General features: G+C 71.5%; 11 protein-coding genes. 5 read left to right on the top strand and 6 right to left on the bottom strand.

Translation table 11 applies throughout. The annotated features are described in order from the left end of the window. Positions 1–168: 168 nt before the first annotated feature. The 5 genes from L0965_RS02365 to L0965_RS02345 form a co-directional block, all read right to left on the bottom strand. Complete coding sequence (locus L0965_RS02365) at positions 169–1,677, bottom strand: alpha-N-arabinofuranosidase (protein ID WP_101305519.1); 1,509 nt, start codon at positions 1,675–1,677, stop codon at positions 169–171. 28 nt (positions 1,678–1,705) lie between these two features. Next, positions 1,706–3,490 carry a beta-galactosidase family protein gene (locus L0965_RS02360; RefSeq protein ID WP_101305518.1) on the bottom strand — a complete coding sequence of 595 codons (1,785 nt, stop codon included), beginning with the start codon at positions 3,488–3,490 and terminating at the stop codon, positions 1,706–1,708. Positions 3,491–3,573: 83 nt separating this feature from the next. Continuing rightward, a complete protein-coding gene (locus tag L0965_RS02355; RefSeq protein WP_101305517.1) occupies positions 3,574–4,920 on the bottom strand; it encodes a sugar ABC transporter substrate-binding protein in 1,347 nt (448 codons plus the stop codon). A gap of 67 nt (positions 4,921–4,987) precedes the next feature. Further along, positions 4,988–5,908 carry a carbohydrate ABC transporter permease gene (locus tag L0965_RS02350; RefSeq protein WP_060958980.1) on the bottom strand — a complete coding sequence of 307 codons (921 nt, stop codon included), beginning with the start codon at positions 5,906–5,908 and terminating at the stop codon, positions 4,988–4,990. Further along, positions 5,908–6,822: a carbohydrate ABC transporter permease gene (locus tag L0965_RS02345; protein ID WP_060958979.1), complete on the bottom strand. Its 915-nt coding sequence runs from the start codon at positions 6,820–6,822 to the stop codon at positions 5,908–5,910. The genes L0965_RS02350 and L0965_RS02345 overlap by 1 nt, the downstream gene beginning before the upstream one ends. A gap of 119 nt (positions 6,823–6,941) precedes the next feature. Between L0965_RS02345 and L0965_RS02340 the strand changes: the two genes are divergently transcribed. Both L0965_RS02340 and L0965_RS02335 read left to right on the top strand, forming a co-directional pair. After that, entirely contained in the window at positions 6,942–7,994 is a 1,053-nt protein-coding gene (locus L0965_RS02340) for a LacI family DNA-binding transcriptional regulator (RefSeq protein ID WP_101305516.1), read from the top strand. Positions 7,995–8,008: 14 nt separating this feature from the next. Beyond that, the gene (locus L0965_RS02335) at positions 8,009–10,153 is read left to right on the top strand and encodes an alpha-galactosidase (protein ID WP_232783989.1); all 2,145 of its coding nucleotides are present in this window, start codon (positions 8,009–8,011) and stop codon (positions 10,151–10,153) included. A 22-nt stretch (positions 10,154–10,175) separates the two neighbouring features. On the opposite strand, the gene L0965_RS02330 is transcribed toward L0965_RS02335, so the two are convergent. Next, the gene (locus L0965_RS02330) at positions 10,176–11,195 is read right to left on the bottom strand and encodes a LacI family DNA-binding transcriptional regulator (protein WP_101305514.1); all 1,020 of its coding nucleotides are present in this window, start codon (positions 11,193–11,195) and stop codon (positions 10,176–10,178) included. 55 nt (positions 11,196–11,250) lie between these two features. On the opposite strand from L0965_RS02330, the gene galT reads away from it, so the two are divergent. From galT to L0965_RS02315, 3 genes are read left to right on the top strand one after another with little or no spacing between them, the layout of a single operon-like run. After that, positions 11,251–12,426 (top strand): galactose-1-phosphate uridylyltransferase, encoded by a 1,176-nt coding sequence (gene galT / locus L0965_RS02325; protein ID WP_061782018.1) that lies wholly within the window; start codon positions 11,251–11,253, stop codon positions 12,424–12,426. Continuing rightward, on the top strand, positions 12,423–13,619 hold the full coding sequence (galK, locus tag L0965_RS02320) for a galactokinase (RefSeq protein ID WP_101305513.1): 1,197 nt from the start codon (positions 12,423–12,425) through the stop codon (positions 13,617–13,619). The genes galT and galK overlap by 4 nt, the downstream gene beginning before the upstream one ends. A gap of 54 nt (positions 13,620–13,673) precedes the next feature. Beyond that, the gene (locus tag L0965_RS02315; RefSeq protein WP_101307151.1) at positions 13,674–14,525 is read left to right on the top strand and encodes an alpha/beta fold hydrolase; all 852 of its coding nucleotides are present in this window, start codon (positions 13,674–13,676) and stop codon (positions 14,523–14,525) included. Positions 14,526–14,533 lie beyond the last annotated feature (8 nt).

The raw sequence follows: 14,533 nt of genomic DNA, 5'->3' as shown, positions 1-14,533 counted from the left end.
GGTCGCGCGGCGTTTCGACTCTGCGTTTCGACTCTGCGTTTCGACTCTGCGTTTCGACTCGCTGCGCTCGCTCAACGACCGGCGCTCGCTCAACGACCGGCGCTCGCTCAACGACCGGGAGTACGGATCTCCCGGTCGTTGAGCGCAGCGCGGAGTCGAAACGCGGTGTCAGTCCCCGAGGCGGACGACCGCCCACGCCACGGGCGGCAGGGCGACACGCAGCAGGTCGCCCGCGCGGGTGATCTCCAGCGGCCGCGGGGTCACCCGGTCCGGGTCGGCGAGGGTGTTGGAGGCACGGTAGTCGGGGTCGGTGATCACCCACGACTCGACGAGCGACAGGGATGCCGCGTCCATCTCCCCCAGGTCGATCTCGATGTCCGCCGCCTCCGCCACCGACCGGTTCACGAGGAACACGCTCGTGCCCTCGGCATCCGTGGTCGCGACGGCGTTCACCGCGGAGACGTCGCCGAAGCGGGTGCTCTGCACGCGCGGCGCCCCCTCGAGCTCGAGCCGGCGCGCCGTGCCGCGACCGAGCCGCGACGTGAGCGAGAACGGGTAGAACGTGGTCTGCCGCCAGGCGGGGCCGCCGGGCTCGGTCATGATCGGCGCGATGACGTTCACGAGCTGGGCGAGCGATGCGGAGCGCACGCGGTCGGCGTGCTGCAGCAGCGTGATGAGCAGGTCGCCCACGACGACGGCATCCATCACGTTGTACTCGTCCTCCAGCAGGCGCGGCGCGACCGGCCAGCCGTCGGGCACGAGGTCGCCCGCCTTGGTGCCGTCGTCGGCGAACTGGTACCAGACGTTCCACTCGTCGAACGAGAGCATGATCCGCTTGTCCGAGCCGCGTTCCGCGGCGACCTCGTCGGCCGCGGCGACGACCTCGCGCACGAACAGGTCGGTGTCCACGGCCGACACCAGGAACTCCTGCGCCTGGCCGTTGCGCTCCTGGTAGTAGGCGTGGCACGAGATGAAGTCGACGTCGTCGAACGTGTGGCGCAGCACCTCACGCTCCCACTGCCCGAACGTCGGCATGTCGCGCGCCGACGAGCCGCACGCGACGAGCTCGATCGTCGGATCGAGCATCCTCATCGCCTTCGCCGCGCGCGCGGCGAGCTTGCCGTAGTCCTCGGCGTCACGGTGGCCCAGCTGCCAGGGGCCGTCCATCTCGTTGCCCAGGCACCACATGCGCACGTCGAAGGGCGTGTCCCGCCCGTTCGCGGCGCGCTGGCGGGTCCACGCGGTGTCGGCGGCCACGTTGGCGTACTCGAGCAGGTCGAGCGCCTCCGCGACGTCGCGAGTGCCGAGGTTGACCGCCAGCATCAGCTCGCTGCCGACCTTCTCGAGCCACGACGAGAACTCGTGCAGCCCCACCTGGTTCGTCTCGGTCGAGCGCCAGGCCAGGTCCAGCCGTCGGGGCCGATCCGCGCGGGGACCGATGCCGTCCTCCCACCGATAGCCGGAGACGAAGTTGCCGCCGGGATAGCGGATCGTCGTGACGCCGAGCTCCTGCACGAGCGCGATCACGTCGGTGCGGAACCCCTCCTCGTCGGCGGCGGGGTGGCCGGGCTCGTGGATGCCGTCGTAGATGTGCCGGCCGAGGTGCTCGACGAAGCCGCCGTACACCCGCGGGTCGATCTCGCCGACGGGTCCGGACGCGATCACACGTGCGGTCATGGTTTCTCTCCTCACCACTCGACAGGCCTCACCACTCGACAGGCCCGAGCAGCAGCCGGTCGCTGAACGCCAGGACGTCGGCCCCGGTCGGCTCCAGATCGAGCACGGTGATCACGTTACGGCCCGCCCGGGTCAGCGGCGCCGGCACGAACAGCGAGTGCTGCGGCCCGGTCTGCCAGAACCGTCCCAGGCAGACGTCGTCGATCCAGACGAGGCCCGTGCCGAGCGCGCGCAGATCGAGCACGAGATCGCGGGCGGCGTCCAGCTCGACGACCGCGCGGAACACCGCGGCTCCGGCGACCGGTGCGCCGTCCGCGGCGGCCGCGTCGGCGGCGCGCGCCGGCAGCTGCTCCCACGGCACCACGACCGCGTCCCACGCGGCGGGCGCGGCGCCGCCGACGGTGACGGGTCCGATCAGTCCCTTGTGCTCGCCGATGCGGGGACCGTAGTTCACGCGCCCCTGGTCTTCGACGAGGATGCCGAGCACGCCCGTGCCGCGCGGGAGCACGAGGGTGCGCTCGCGGCGGTCGCGCGAGAGGGCCCCGACCGGGACGCCGTCCAGGCTCACCCACGCGCGGTCGCGCACCTCGCCGATCGCGAGGACGACGGGCGCGTCGCCGTGGGCGAGACGCGTCTCGTAGCGCAGGAACCCGCGCGCGATCCCCAGCTCGTCCATCGTGGGGGCGTGGCCCCGTCGCTGCACCTCGACATCGGCCAGCACGGCGTCCAGCGCGCAGACCGGCTCCAGTGGCACCGACGCGGGCGCCGCGGCGAGGGGCGCCGGCAGGTCGCCGTCGGCGACGTCGGGCACGGGCGCGTACCGCGCGATCACCTCGCGGAAGGCCCAGAACTTCTCGGTGGGCCGGCCCGCCTCGTCCAGCGGGGCGTCGTAGTCGTAGCTCGTGACGGTCGGCTCGAACACGCCCTTGTCGTTGGCGCCGTTGGTCAGACCGAAGTTGGTGCCGCCGTGGAACATGTAGATGTTCACCGAGGCGCCCGCCGCCAGCAGCGCCTCCAGCGAGGCGACGGATGCCGCCGTGGAGGAGGTCCGGTGGAACGATCCCCAGTAGTCGAACCAGCCGCACCAGAACTCGGAGCACATCAGGGGCCCCGTCGGCTGGTGGGTGCGCAGGACCGCGAGGCGTTCGGCGACGTTGCCGCCGAACGATCCCGTGCGGTTCAGCTCGGGCAGGCTCCCGCGGGAGAGCATCTCGTCGGTGGGCTGGTCGACGCTGGTCAGCGGCACGCTCACGCCGGCGGCGAGGTAGACGTCGCGCAGGGCCCGCAGGTACTCCTCGCGCTCACCCGCCGTGAACTCGCCGTACGCGCCGTACTCGTTCTCGACCTGCAGGAGGATCACCGGGCCGCCGCGGTCGATCTGGCGGGGCACGACGATTTCGAGCACGCGGTCGAGGAAGCGGGTGACCGGCGCCAAGAATCGCGGGTCGGCAGAGCGCACCCCGATGTCGCCGTCGCGGAAGAGCCACGCGGGAAGTCCCCCGCCGTCCCATTCGGCGCAGATGTAGGGGCCGGGACGCACGATGGCGCGCAGCCCTTCGGCCGCGACGAGGTCGAGGAAGCGCGCGAGGTCGAGCGCGCCGTCGCTGAGGAACACCCCGGGCTCGGGCTCGTGCTCGTTCCACGGCACGTAGGTCTCGATCGTGTTCAGACCCATCAGGCGCGCGGCCCGGATGCGGTCGGCCCACTGATCGGGGTGGACGCGGAAGTAGTGGAGGGCGCCGCTGAGCACCCGAAACGGCTCGTCGTCGAGCAGGAAGTCGTTCTCACCGATGCGGAAGGAGCCGGTAGCCATGCGGGCCTCTCAGTCACTGTCGTTCACAGCCGCGGCGGTGGGGTGATCGGGACCACCCCACCGCCGCGGGTCGTGCGATGGGCTTACTTGTTGACGCTGAAGCCTTGGTCGGTGCCGTACGACACGTTCTTGTCCTGCCAGGCCGTCAGACCGTCCGCGATGGACGTCTTGTTCAGGTAGGCCTTGCCGACGGTGTCGGCGTAGATGCTGTTCGCGTACGACTGCCACGGCAGGTACTGCCAGCCGGTGCCGACCGACTTGGCCGCATCCACGAGCACCTCGTTGATCTTCTGACCGCCGAAGTAGTCGGAGGTCGTGTTGAGGAACGCGCTCGACTCGAGGTCGGCCGTCGTGGCGGGGAAGCCGCCCGACTGGAGGAAGACGTCGATCGAGTCCTGCGAGTTGTTGAGCCACTTGAGGAAGCCGGCGGCCAGCGCCTGGTTCTTCGAGCCCTTCATGACGACCTCGGACGAGCCGCCGTTCTCGGCGGTCACCGGGGTGCCGTCGTAGGTCGGCATGGGCGCGACGGCCCACTTGCCCTTGCCACCGGGGACGTTGGCCTCGAGCACACCCGGCATCCAGGCGCCGATCGGCAGCGACGCGATCGTGCCGTCACCGAGAGCCTGGAACCACTCGTCGCTCCAGCCGGGGATGTTGCCGAGCGAGCCGTTCTGCAGCAGCTTGTCCCAGACGGCGGTCCACTTCTTGGCTCCGGCGTCGCCGAGGTCGATCGTGACGTTCTCGCCGTCGGTCTTGAACGGACGCCCGCCCGCCTGCCAGATCATCGAGGTGCCGAAGCCGGCGTCGGTGCCCTGGTCGTTGGTGATGTACTTCGTCGGGTCGGCCGCGTGCAGCTGCTCACCGGCGGCGACGAACTCGTCCCACGTCTTGGGCACGGAGATACCGAACTGGTCGAACACCTCCTTGTTGTAGAACAGGGCCATGGGGCCCGAGTCCTGCGGCAGGCCCCAGATGCCGCCGTTCTGCGAGACCGCGCCCCACGTCGAGGCGGTGTAGTCCTTCTCCAGGTCGCCGAAGCCGTAGGCCGTGAGGTCCAGCAGCGAACCGGAGAGCTGGAACTGCGGAAGCGACTGGTACTCGATCTGCACGACGTCGGGGATGCCCGAGCCGGCGGAGATCGCGTTCTGCAGCTTCGTGTTGTTGTCGTTGGCGCCGCCCGTGTTGACGAGGTTCACCTTGACGTTCGGGTACGCCTTCTCGAACGCGGCGACCTGGTCCTTGGCGGAGGGGGTCCACGTCCAGTAGGTGAGCTCGCCGCCGGCCTTGAGGGCCTCGTCGATCGACGAGGCGCTGCCGGCGTCGGTGCTGCTCGAGCTGTTGCCGCCGGCGCAGGCCGCGAGGCCGCTGCCGATCAGGAGCGCGGTGGCTCCGATCGCGACCACGCGCGCGATCTTCTTGGTGCTTGTCATGCTGTGTCCTTCCGCTTCTTCGTCGGATATGGGGTGGGGTGGTGTTCGTCTTGCAGCGACACCCCTGTCACTGCTTGACGCTTCCTGCGCTCAGCCCGGACTGCCAGTAGCGCTGGAGCAGGAGGAAGGCGATGACGATCGGGATGATCGTGAGGAGGGACCCGGTGATGACCAGGTTGAAGATCGGCTGCGAGCTGACCCCGACCGCCTGGAGGTTCCACTGCTGCAGACCGATCGTCAGCGGGAACAGGTTGGGGTCGTTGAGCATGATCAACGGGAGGAAGTAGTTGTTCCAGGTCGCGACGATCGCGAACAGCGCGACCGTGACGACGCCCGGTGCGAGCAGCCGCAGCGAGATCGTGAAGAACGTGCGGAACTCGCCCGAGCCGTCCACGCGCGCCGCCTCGAGCAGCTCGGTCGGGACGGAGTCGACGGCGTAGACCCAGATGAGGTACAGGCCGAAGGGCGAGATCAGCGAGGGGATGATGATCGCCCACATGGTGTTCGTCAGGCCCAGCTGGCTGAACATGAGGAACGTCGGCACCGCGAGCGCGGTCCCCGGCACGGCGATGGCGCCGAGGATGACGGCGAACACGGCGCGCTTGCCGGGGAAGTTGTACTTCGCGAGGCCGTAGCCGGCGAGGGTCGCCAGCAGCGTCGCGCCGCCGGCGCCGATCACGACGTAGATCAGGGTGTTGAGGAACCACCGCAGGAAGATGCCGTCGTTGTAGGTGAGCACCTGGCCGATGTTGTCGAACAGGGCGAACGGTCCCGAGAACCAGAGGCCGAACGAGCCGATCAGCGACTGCTGCGTCTTGGTCGAGCTGATCACGAGCCACAGCAGCGGCAGGAAGGAGTAGACCAGGAACAGCGACATGATGATGGTCAGCAGCGGCGACTTGCGCGGGCCGCGCTCACCGACGTCGGAGCGGCGTCGACGGGGCCGACCGGTCAGCGTGCCGGTGTGATCGAGGGGCAGGCCGGCCATCAGCGGTTCTCCTTACGCGTTCCACGCAGCTGGACGACGTAGGCGATGACGGCGGTGATGACACCCATGATGATCGCGATCGTGGCGGCGTAGTTGACCTGCTGGCCGATGAAGCTCAGGTTGTAGGCGTACATGTTCGGGGTGAAGTACGTCGTGAGCAGGTTCGGGACCAGCGTCTTGAGGATGTTGGGCTCGTTGAACAGCTGGAAGCTGCCGATGATCGAGAAGATCGTCGCGATGACGAGCGCACCGCGCAGCGCGGGGAGCTTGATGGCCCGGATGATGCGGAACTGGCCGGCGCCGTCGAGCGCCGCCGCCTCGTAGAGGTCTTCGGGGATCGTCCGCAGCGCGGAGTAGAAGATCAGCATGTTGTAGCCGATGAACTCCCACGTGATGATGTTGCCGATCGCCAGGAGGATCCACTGCTGGGTGAACGGCGTGACCAGTTCGAAGCCGACGAGCTGGTTGATGTTGCCGGCCAGGCCCAGGCGGTCCGAGTACATGAATCCCCACATGAGCACCGCGACGACGCCGGGCACGGCGTACGGGAGGAAGATCCCGATGCGGAACAGGGAGCTGCCGGCGAGGCGGCGCGAATCCAGGGCGAGCGCCGCGACGAGCGCGAGCAGGAGCATGACCGGCACCTGGATGATCAGCACCAGGAACACGTTGCCGAAGCCCGACCAGAACTGCGGGTCGCTGAAGGCCTGCACGTAGTTGTCCACACCGACGAACGACGTGCCGCCGATCAGCTTGGTGCGGAACACGCTGAGGTAGATCGAGTAGGCGAGCGGCGCGAGGAACGTCACGGCGAACACGATGAGGAACGGCAGGACGAACCAGAATCCCGCCCATTGGCGGTCGGTCCTGCGCGCCCGGCGTCGAGCCGGGGCGGGAGCGGTGAGTACGGACATCTTCGTCTTGCCTTCTGTCGGACGGTGCCATGTTTACGTCAACATGGCGAGGTCGAGAGTAGCATGTTGACGTCAACATGTGTCAAGACTTCCCGGTCGACGCGCGAGGAGGGACGCCGATGAACAGGTCAGCAGACGGCAGCCGCAGCGTCTCCCTGCACGACGTCGCGAGGCATGCGGGCGTCTCCGGGCAGACCGTCTCGCGGGTCGCCAACAACTCCGAGCGGGTGGCCGAGCCGACGCGCCACCGCGTGCTCGCGGCCATGAGCGAACTGGGCTATCGCCCCAACGTCGCGGCCCGGGCGTTGCGCCGCGGGGCCTTCGGGTCGATCGGTGTCGTGGTCTTCAGCCTCGACTCCCTCGGCAACATCGGCACGATCGGCGGCATCCTCTCGGCGGCGGCGGCGCGCGGGTACGCGATCGAGCTCATCCAGGCGCAGCCGGCACTGACGGCCGGCGACGCCGTGGCCTCGGCCGTCTCCCGCCTCGACCAGGACGCCGTCGACGGCATCATCGTCGTCATCGAGTCGCACCTGATGTCGTCGGCGTCGGTCGGCTTCCCGCCGGGGATGCCGAGTGTGCTCATCCAGTCCGGGGCCGCCGACGAGCGCCCCTCGGTCACCGCCGACCAGGTGCACGGCAGCCGCCAGGCGGTCTCCCATCTGCTGGAGCTCGGGCACGAGACGGTGTGGCACATCGCGGGCCCGCCCGAGTCGAAGGCCGCCGAGCAGCGGCGGCTCGCCTGGCAGGAGACCCTGACGGCGGCCGGACGCCCCGTGCCCGACGTACACGTCGGCGATTGGACCGCCGAGTCGGGCTATCGGATCGGCCGCCTGCTGGCCGCGGTGCCCGAGCTGACCGCCCTGTTCGCCGCGAACGATCAGATGGCCCTCGGCGCGATGCGCGCCTTCCACGAGCGGGGCCGGCCCGTGCCGGCCGAGATCAGCGTCGTGGGCTTCGACGACATGGCCGAGGCGGCGTACTTCTGGCCGCCGCTGACGACCGTCCACCAGGACTTCGGCACCGCCGGCTCGCTGGCCGTGTCGCTCGTGATCGACCAGATCGAGGGACGCGAGGTGTCCGGCGGCGTCCACCACGTGTCGACCTCCCTCGTCGTCCGCGGCTCCACCGGCCCGCGCGCCGGGCGCCGTCCCGCCACCGACTTGCGATGAAGGAACCGACCCCCGTGACCTCCCTGCCCGCGGCGCTGCCCGCCCACGTCCACCTGCGCGCCGGGGGCACCAGCGTCGTCGTCGACGTGCGCAGCGCCGACCAGCCGACCATCGTGCACTGGGGGCGCGACCTGGGCGCCCTCACCGACATCGAGCTCGAGGGCATCGCACGGGCGGCGCGACCGCAGCGCGTGTCGGGCGGGCTGGACGCCACCGGTCGCCTCACGGTGCTGCCGCAGGCCTCCGGCGGGTGGCTGACCACCCCGGGGCTCACGGGCGATCGCGACGGCGCCGACTTCTCGACCCGGTTGATGACGACCACCGCGCACGTCACCCCGACGACGGCGACGTTCGTGCTGCGCGACGCGGCGGCCGACCTGAGGGTCGAGGTGGAACTGTCCCTCGGCGTCAGCGGTCTGCTCCACCAGCGCCTGCGCCTGGTCAACGACGGCGACGCCCCCTACCGCGTCGACGGTCTGAGCGCGGGATTCCCCCTGCCGTCCACGGCGACCGAGCTGCTCACCACGACGGGCCACCACCTGCGCGAGCGCGCGCCCGAACGGCACGCCTTCACGGTCGGCGGCCACCTCCGCGAGAGCCGGCGGGGGCGCCCCGGCGCCGACGCCACGCTGGTCGTGATCGCCGGGACGCCGGGCTTCGGATTCGAGCGCGGGCTGGTGCACGGCGTACACCTGGCCTGGTCGGGCGATCACCGCCTGCTCGCCGAGCGCACCCCCACCGGCGACGCCGTCCTGCGCGCCGGTGAGCTGCTGGAGCCGGGCGAGGTGCTGCTGGCGCCGGGCGAGAGCTACGAGACCCCCGACGCGGTCGGCTCGTGGGGCGAGGGGCTCGACGATTTCGCGGCGCGCTTCCACGACGAGCTGCGGGCACGCCCGATGCACCCGACGCGGCCGCGCCCGGTCACCGTGAACACCTGGGAGGCCGTCTACTTCCGTCACGACCTGGACACCCTCCGCGCTCTCGCCGACCGGGCCGCGCGGATCGGCGCCGAGCGCTTCGTGCTCGACGACGGCTGGTTCCACGGCCGCCGCGACGATACCGCGGGACTCGGCGACTGGTGGGTGGATGCCGAGGTCTGGCCCGACGGCCTCGCGCCGCTGATCGACCACGTGCGCGAGCGCGGGATGGAGTTCGGGCTCTGGGTCGAGCCGGAGATGGTGAACCCCGACAGCGACCTGGCGCGGCGGCATCCGGACTGGCTGCTGCGCGCCCGCGACGAGCTGCCGCCGTCGGGACGGCAGCAGCAGGTGCTCGACCTCGCCCACCCCGAGGCGTACGCCTACATCGCCGAGCACCTGCACGCGCTGCTCGACGAGTACCCGATCGCCTACCTCAAGTGGGATCACAACCGCGACCTCGCCGAGCCGGGATCGGGACCCCACGGGCGGCCGCGCGTGCGGGCGAACGTCCTGGCCCTCTACCGCCTGCTCGACGAGCTGCGCGAGCGTCATCCCGGCCTGGAGATCGAGTCATGCGCCTCCGGGGGCGCCCGCGTCGACCTCGGCATCCTCCAGCGCACGCACCGGATCTGGACGAGCGACTGCCTCGACCCGATCGAACGGCTCGACATCCAGCGCTACACCGGACTGGTCGTCCCGCCCGAGCTGATGGGGGCGCACCTGACGAGCCCGATCGTGCATTCGACGGGGCGCACGGTGTCCCTCTCCCTCAGCGCGCTCACGGCTCTCCTCGGCCACTTCGGCGTCGAGTGGGATCTGACGGCGGAGGACGACGCGACGCTGGAGCGGATCGCCGGCTGGGTCGCCCTCTACCGCGAGCACCGCGCGCTCATCGCCACGGGGCGGAGGGTCCACGCCGATCTCGCCGACCCGGCGCTGGACCTGCGCGGCGTCGTGGCGCGCGACGGCGGCGCCGCCCTCTACGTGCACACGCAGGTGCGCACGAGCAGCGCGCACCCGCCCGCCCCCGTCACGCTGCCAGGCCTCGACCCCGACCGGCGCTACCGCATCGCGGTCATGGTCCCGGAAGGCTCGACCGGCTACCTCGGCCAGTCGCCTCTGGCCTGGGAGGAGGAGACGGTCGTGCTGAGCGGGCGCGCCGCGGCATCCGTGGGGCTTCGCCCGCCCGTGCTGCTGCCGCAGGCGGCCGCGCTGATCACCGCCTCCGCGATCGACTGACCGGGCGCGCGCCGCCGACCGGTCAGGCCGGGGCGGGCCCCGTGCTGCCGCGCACGATGAGCGAGGCGGGCATGACGGTGCGCTCCGAGACCGTCGGTGCCTCCGTGCCGGCCTCGATACCCTCCTCCACCTCGTCGAGCAGGGCGACGACGGCCTGCGTCCCCAGCCGGTCGAAGTGCTGGCGCACGGTCGTCAGCGGAGGACGGTAGTTCGCCGCGTCGTCGACGTCGTCGAAGCCGACGACGCTCACGTCTTCGGGCACACGCGCACCGTGCTCGGCGAGCGCCCGCAGCGCGCCGAGCGCCATCTGGTCGTTGGCGACGAACAGCGCGGTGCCGAGCGTCCCGGCGTCCAGGAGGGTCATGGCCGCATCGTAACCGGAGGCCGAGGTCCACGACCCCCGCACGAGGGCGCCGACGGGGCATCCGGCCCGCTCGAGGGTCTCGCGCCAGCCGCGCTCGCGCTCGGCGGCGGCGTACGACGACTCGGGGCCGGCGATGTGGGCGACCGTGCGGTGGCCGTGCGCGAGGAGGTGCGCTGTCGCGGCGGCCGCGCCGCCCGCATGGTCGGTCTCGACGCCGGCGAAGCGGTCGTCGGGCGGGGAGTCGACGACGACGAGGCGGAGGGCGGTGGGCAGGTCGGCGGACCGCACGAGCGCGGACGCCTCGTTGATGACGACGACGCCGTCGACGCCCTGCTCGTTGAGACGCTCCAGCGCCTCGGCGGCGTCGCCCGCGCCGAGCGTCACGACGGCGACGTCGTGGTCGCGTGCGGCGGCGGCGTCGGTGACGGCTTCGAGCATGAGCGAGTTGCCGACGGTGGAGAGCGTCGAGACGACGACGCCGATGGTGCCGGAGCGGCCGGTGCGCAGGGCGCGGGCGGCGCGGTGGATGCGGTAGCCGCTGCGGGCCATCGCCTCCTCGACGCGGGCGCGCGTGGCCGGATCGACGCGGGGACTCGCATTGACCACCCGCGACACCGTCTGCGCGGACACTCCTGCGATGCGTGCGACATCCGCCATCGATGCGCGCTTGTGTGCCATCCCAACCTCCGTGTTGACGATAGCACGCACCTACCCCTATCGTGTTATCGTGAACATGCCGGAGCTGCCATCCATCACCCCCGAGGGGACCCTCCTCGGCGCGGGTGTCGTGAAGCGACCGACCCGTCTCGCCGACGGGCGCGACCTCATCTACTTCGACGATCCCGGCACCACGCTGGGGCCCGAGCGGGCCGCCGACACGCGCGCTCTCGACCCCCGACCGGCGACGGCGACCATGCGCCAGGACGTGCTGACCGGGGACTGGGTGTCGGTCGCCGCGGCCCGACAGAACCGTGCCTTCCTGCCTCCCGCCGAGCTCGACCCGCTCGCGCCGCAGACCGCGACCAACCCGTCGGAGATCCCCTCCGTCTACGACGTCGCGGTCTTCGAGAACCGCTCCCCTTCCTTCGGACCGGCCCTCGCCGAGGCGTTCGGCGACGCGCCCGCCGCCGCCGATCCGCCCCGCGGGCTCGACGACCTCGAGCACCTCGGCCTCGGCCGTACGCGCACGAGCGTCGGCCGCTGCGAGGTGGTGTGCTTCTCCCCCGAGCGCACCGGCTCGTTCGGCACGCAGAGCCCGACCCGGGCGCGCACCGTGATCGAGGCGTGGGCCGATCGCACGGCCGCACTGTCGGCGCTGCCCGGAGTGCAGCAGGTGTTCCCGTTCGAGAACCGCGGCGAGGCCATCGGGGTCACGCTGCAGCACCCGCACGGACAGATCTACTCGTACCCGTACATCACACCGCGCACCAGTCGGCTGCTCGACGCGATCGACCGCACGGCGCCCGACCTGTTCGCGCGCATCCTCGCCTTCGAGCAGGCGGGTCCGCGCGTTCTGCTGCGCGGCGAGCACTGGACGGCGTTCGTGCCCTTCGCCGCACGCTGGCCGCTCGAGATCCACCTGCTGCCGCACCGTCACGTCCCCGACTTCGCGGCGCTCAGCGACGACGAGCGCGATGAGCTCGCGCCCGTCTACCTGCGCCTGCTGCGCGGCGTCGACGCCCTCTACGGCGACCCGACGCCCTACATCGCCGCCTGGCACCAGGCGCCGGTGCACGTCGGTCGCGACACCGTGCGTCTGAACCTGCAGATCACGAGCCCGCGCCGTGCCGCCGACAAGCTCAAGTTCCTCGCCGGATCGGAGGCCGCCATGGGCGCCTGGATCGGCGACGTCCCGCCCGAGACCGCAGCCGACCGGCTGCGCTCCGCCATCGAAGGAGTCCAGCTGTGACCGCCACGGCATCCCCCCAGACCGACGCGCGCGATCTGTTCACCGAGCTGACCGGGTCGGCGCCCGCGGGCTTCTGGTCGGCACCGGGGCGGGTGAACCTCATCGGCGAGCACACCGACTACAACGACGGCTTCGTCTTCCCGTTCGCCATCGACGGACGCACCGTCGCCGCGGTCGGCGTCCGCGACGACGCCCGCATCCGCGTCGTGTCGACCTTCGACCCCGTGCCCGTCGAGGTGCCCGTCGCCGACCTCGACGCGCTCTTCCCCAACCGCCGCGACGAGATCGTGGAATGGGCGCGCTACCCACTCGGCGTCGCCTGGGCGCTGCAGGATGCCGCGCGCGCTGCGGGCCGCGCCGACGCGCTACCGGGCGTGGACATCGCGCTCGCCTCGGACGTGCCCGTCGGCGCCGGCCTGTCGTCGTCCGCCGCGATCGAGGGGGCGACGGCGACCGCGCTGAACGAGATCTGGGGCCTGGGGCTGTCGCCGGTCGCGCTCGCGCAGGCCGGCCGGCGCGCCGAGAACGACGCCGTCGGCGCACCGACGGGGATCATGGACCAGATGGCCTCGATGCTCGGGCGCGCCGACGCCGGCATCTTCCTCGACTGCCGGTCGCTGGATGCCGCGGTCGTGGCTCTCGGCTTCGCCGACGCGGGCCTCGAGGTTCTCGTCGTCGACACCCGCGTGAGCCACGCCCACTCGACGGGCGGCTACGGCGAGCGCCGCGCGGCGTGCGAGCGGGGCGCGCGGATCATGGGCGTCCCGGCCCTTCGCGATCTCACCCCCGCCGACCTCGACCGCGCCCGGGAGCTGATGGACGACGTCACGTTCCGTCGCGTGCGCCACGTGGTCACGGAGGACCAGCGCGTGCTCGACGCCGTCCGGCTGCTGCGCGCCGAGGGCCCGCGCTCGATCGGCGGCCTGCTCGACGCGTCGCACGCCTCGATGCGCGACGACTTCGAGATCTCCACCCCCGAGCTCGACCTGGCCGTCGACACGGCGCGCGCGGCCGGCGCCGTCGGCGCCCGCATGACCGGCGGCGGCTTCGGCGGCTCGGCGATCGCGCTCGTCGACCACGCCCGCGTGGCGGAGGTCGCCGCCGCGGTCCAGGCGGCCTTCGCCGCGGCCGGCTTCGGCGCACCGCACGTGTTCACCGTCCACCCGTCGGACGGCGCCCACCGCGACCAGTGAACGGCTAGCGTCGTGAGCGGGGTGCCGACCGGCGGCGTCCCGGAAGGAGCGACCGTGGCCTACATCACCGTCGGGACCGAGAACTCGGCCGACGTCGAGATCTTCTACACCGACCAGGGACCCTCCGACGCCCAGCCGGTCGTGCTGATCCACGGCTTCCCGCTGAACGGCGAGTCGTGGGACCTGCAGCAGCGGGCGCTCCTCGCGGCCGGCTACCGCGTGGTCGCCTACGACCGCCGCGGCTTCGGGGCCTCGACCAAGACCGCGTCGGGCTCCGACTACGACACGTTCGCCGCCGACCTGCACGCCCTCATCGAAGACCTCGAGCTCGACGACGCGATCCTGGTGGGCTTCTCGATGGGCACCGGCGAGATCGCCCGCTACCTCTCCCGCTACGGCGCGGGGCGCATCGCGAAGGCCGCCTTCCTCGGCTCCCTCGAGCCGTTCCTGCTCATCACCGACGACAACCCCGACGGCGCGGGCGACCAGGCGTTCTTCGACGGCACCGCGGCCGCCGTCGCCGAGGACCGGCACGCGTTCCTGACGGGGTTCTTCCGCGACTTCTACAACCTCGACGACCTCCTGGGCACGCGCATCTCGCCGGAGGCCGTCGCCGCCTCGGTGCAGGTCGCCACCCAGGCCGGCAACGCGGCCCTCGCCGCCGCGCCGCTGACCTGGCCCACCGACTTCCGCGGCGACCTGCCCGCCCTCACGGTGCCGACCCTGATCCTCCACGGCACGGCCGACAACATCCTCCCGATCGACAAGACGGCCCGCCGGTTCCGGGACCTCGTCCCGGAGGGCACGCCCCTCACCTACGTCGAGATCGAGGGCGCCCCGCACGGCCTGCTGCGCACGCACGGCGCCGAGGTGAACGCGGCGCTGCTCGACTTCCTGGCGGAGTGAGACCGACA

It is taken from the genome of Microbacterium sp. NFH-22A-Y (genome assembly GCF_021401375.1).
Taxonomy (GTDB): domain Bacteria; phylum Actinomycetota; class Actinomycetes; order Actinomycetales; family Microbacteriaceae; genus Microbacterium; species Microbacterium hominis.
Note: the sequence above shows the minus strand (reverse complement) of the source record. Positions and strands in the feature narration are given on the sequence as shown.

Coding starts and splice junctions, on each gene's coding strand:
- L0965_RS02365 (WP_101305519.1), bottom strand. CDS start 1,677: ATGACCGCACGTGTGATCGCGTCCGGACCCGTCGGCGAGATCGACCCG.
- L0965_RS02360 (WP_101305518.1), bottom strand. CDS start 3,490: ATGGCTACCGGCTCCTTCCGCATCGGTGAGAACGACTTCCTGCTCGAC.
- L0965_RS02355 (WP_101305517.1), bottom strand. CDS start 4,920: ATGACAAGCACCAAGAAGATCGCGCGCGTGGTCGCGATCGGAGCCACC.
- L0965_RS02350 (WP_060958980.1), bottom strand. CDS start 5,908: ATGGCCGGCCTGCCCCTCGATCACACCGGCACGCTGACCGGTCGGCCC.
- L0965_RS02345 (WP_060958979.1), bottom strand. CDS start 6,822: ATGTCCGTACTCACCGCTCCCGCCCCGGCTCGACGCCGGGCGCGCAGG.
- L0965_RS02340 (WP_101305516.1), top strand. CDS start 6,942: ATGAACAGGTCAGCAGACGGCAGCCGCAGCGTCTCCCTGCACGACGTC.
- L0965_RS02330 (WP_101305514.1), bottom strand. CDS start 11,195: ATGGCACACAAGCGCGCATCGATGGCGGATGTCGCACGCATCGCAGGA.
- galT (WP_061782018.1), top strand. CDS start 11,251: ATGCCGGAGCTGCCATCCATCACCCCCGAGGGGACCCTCCTCGGCGCG.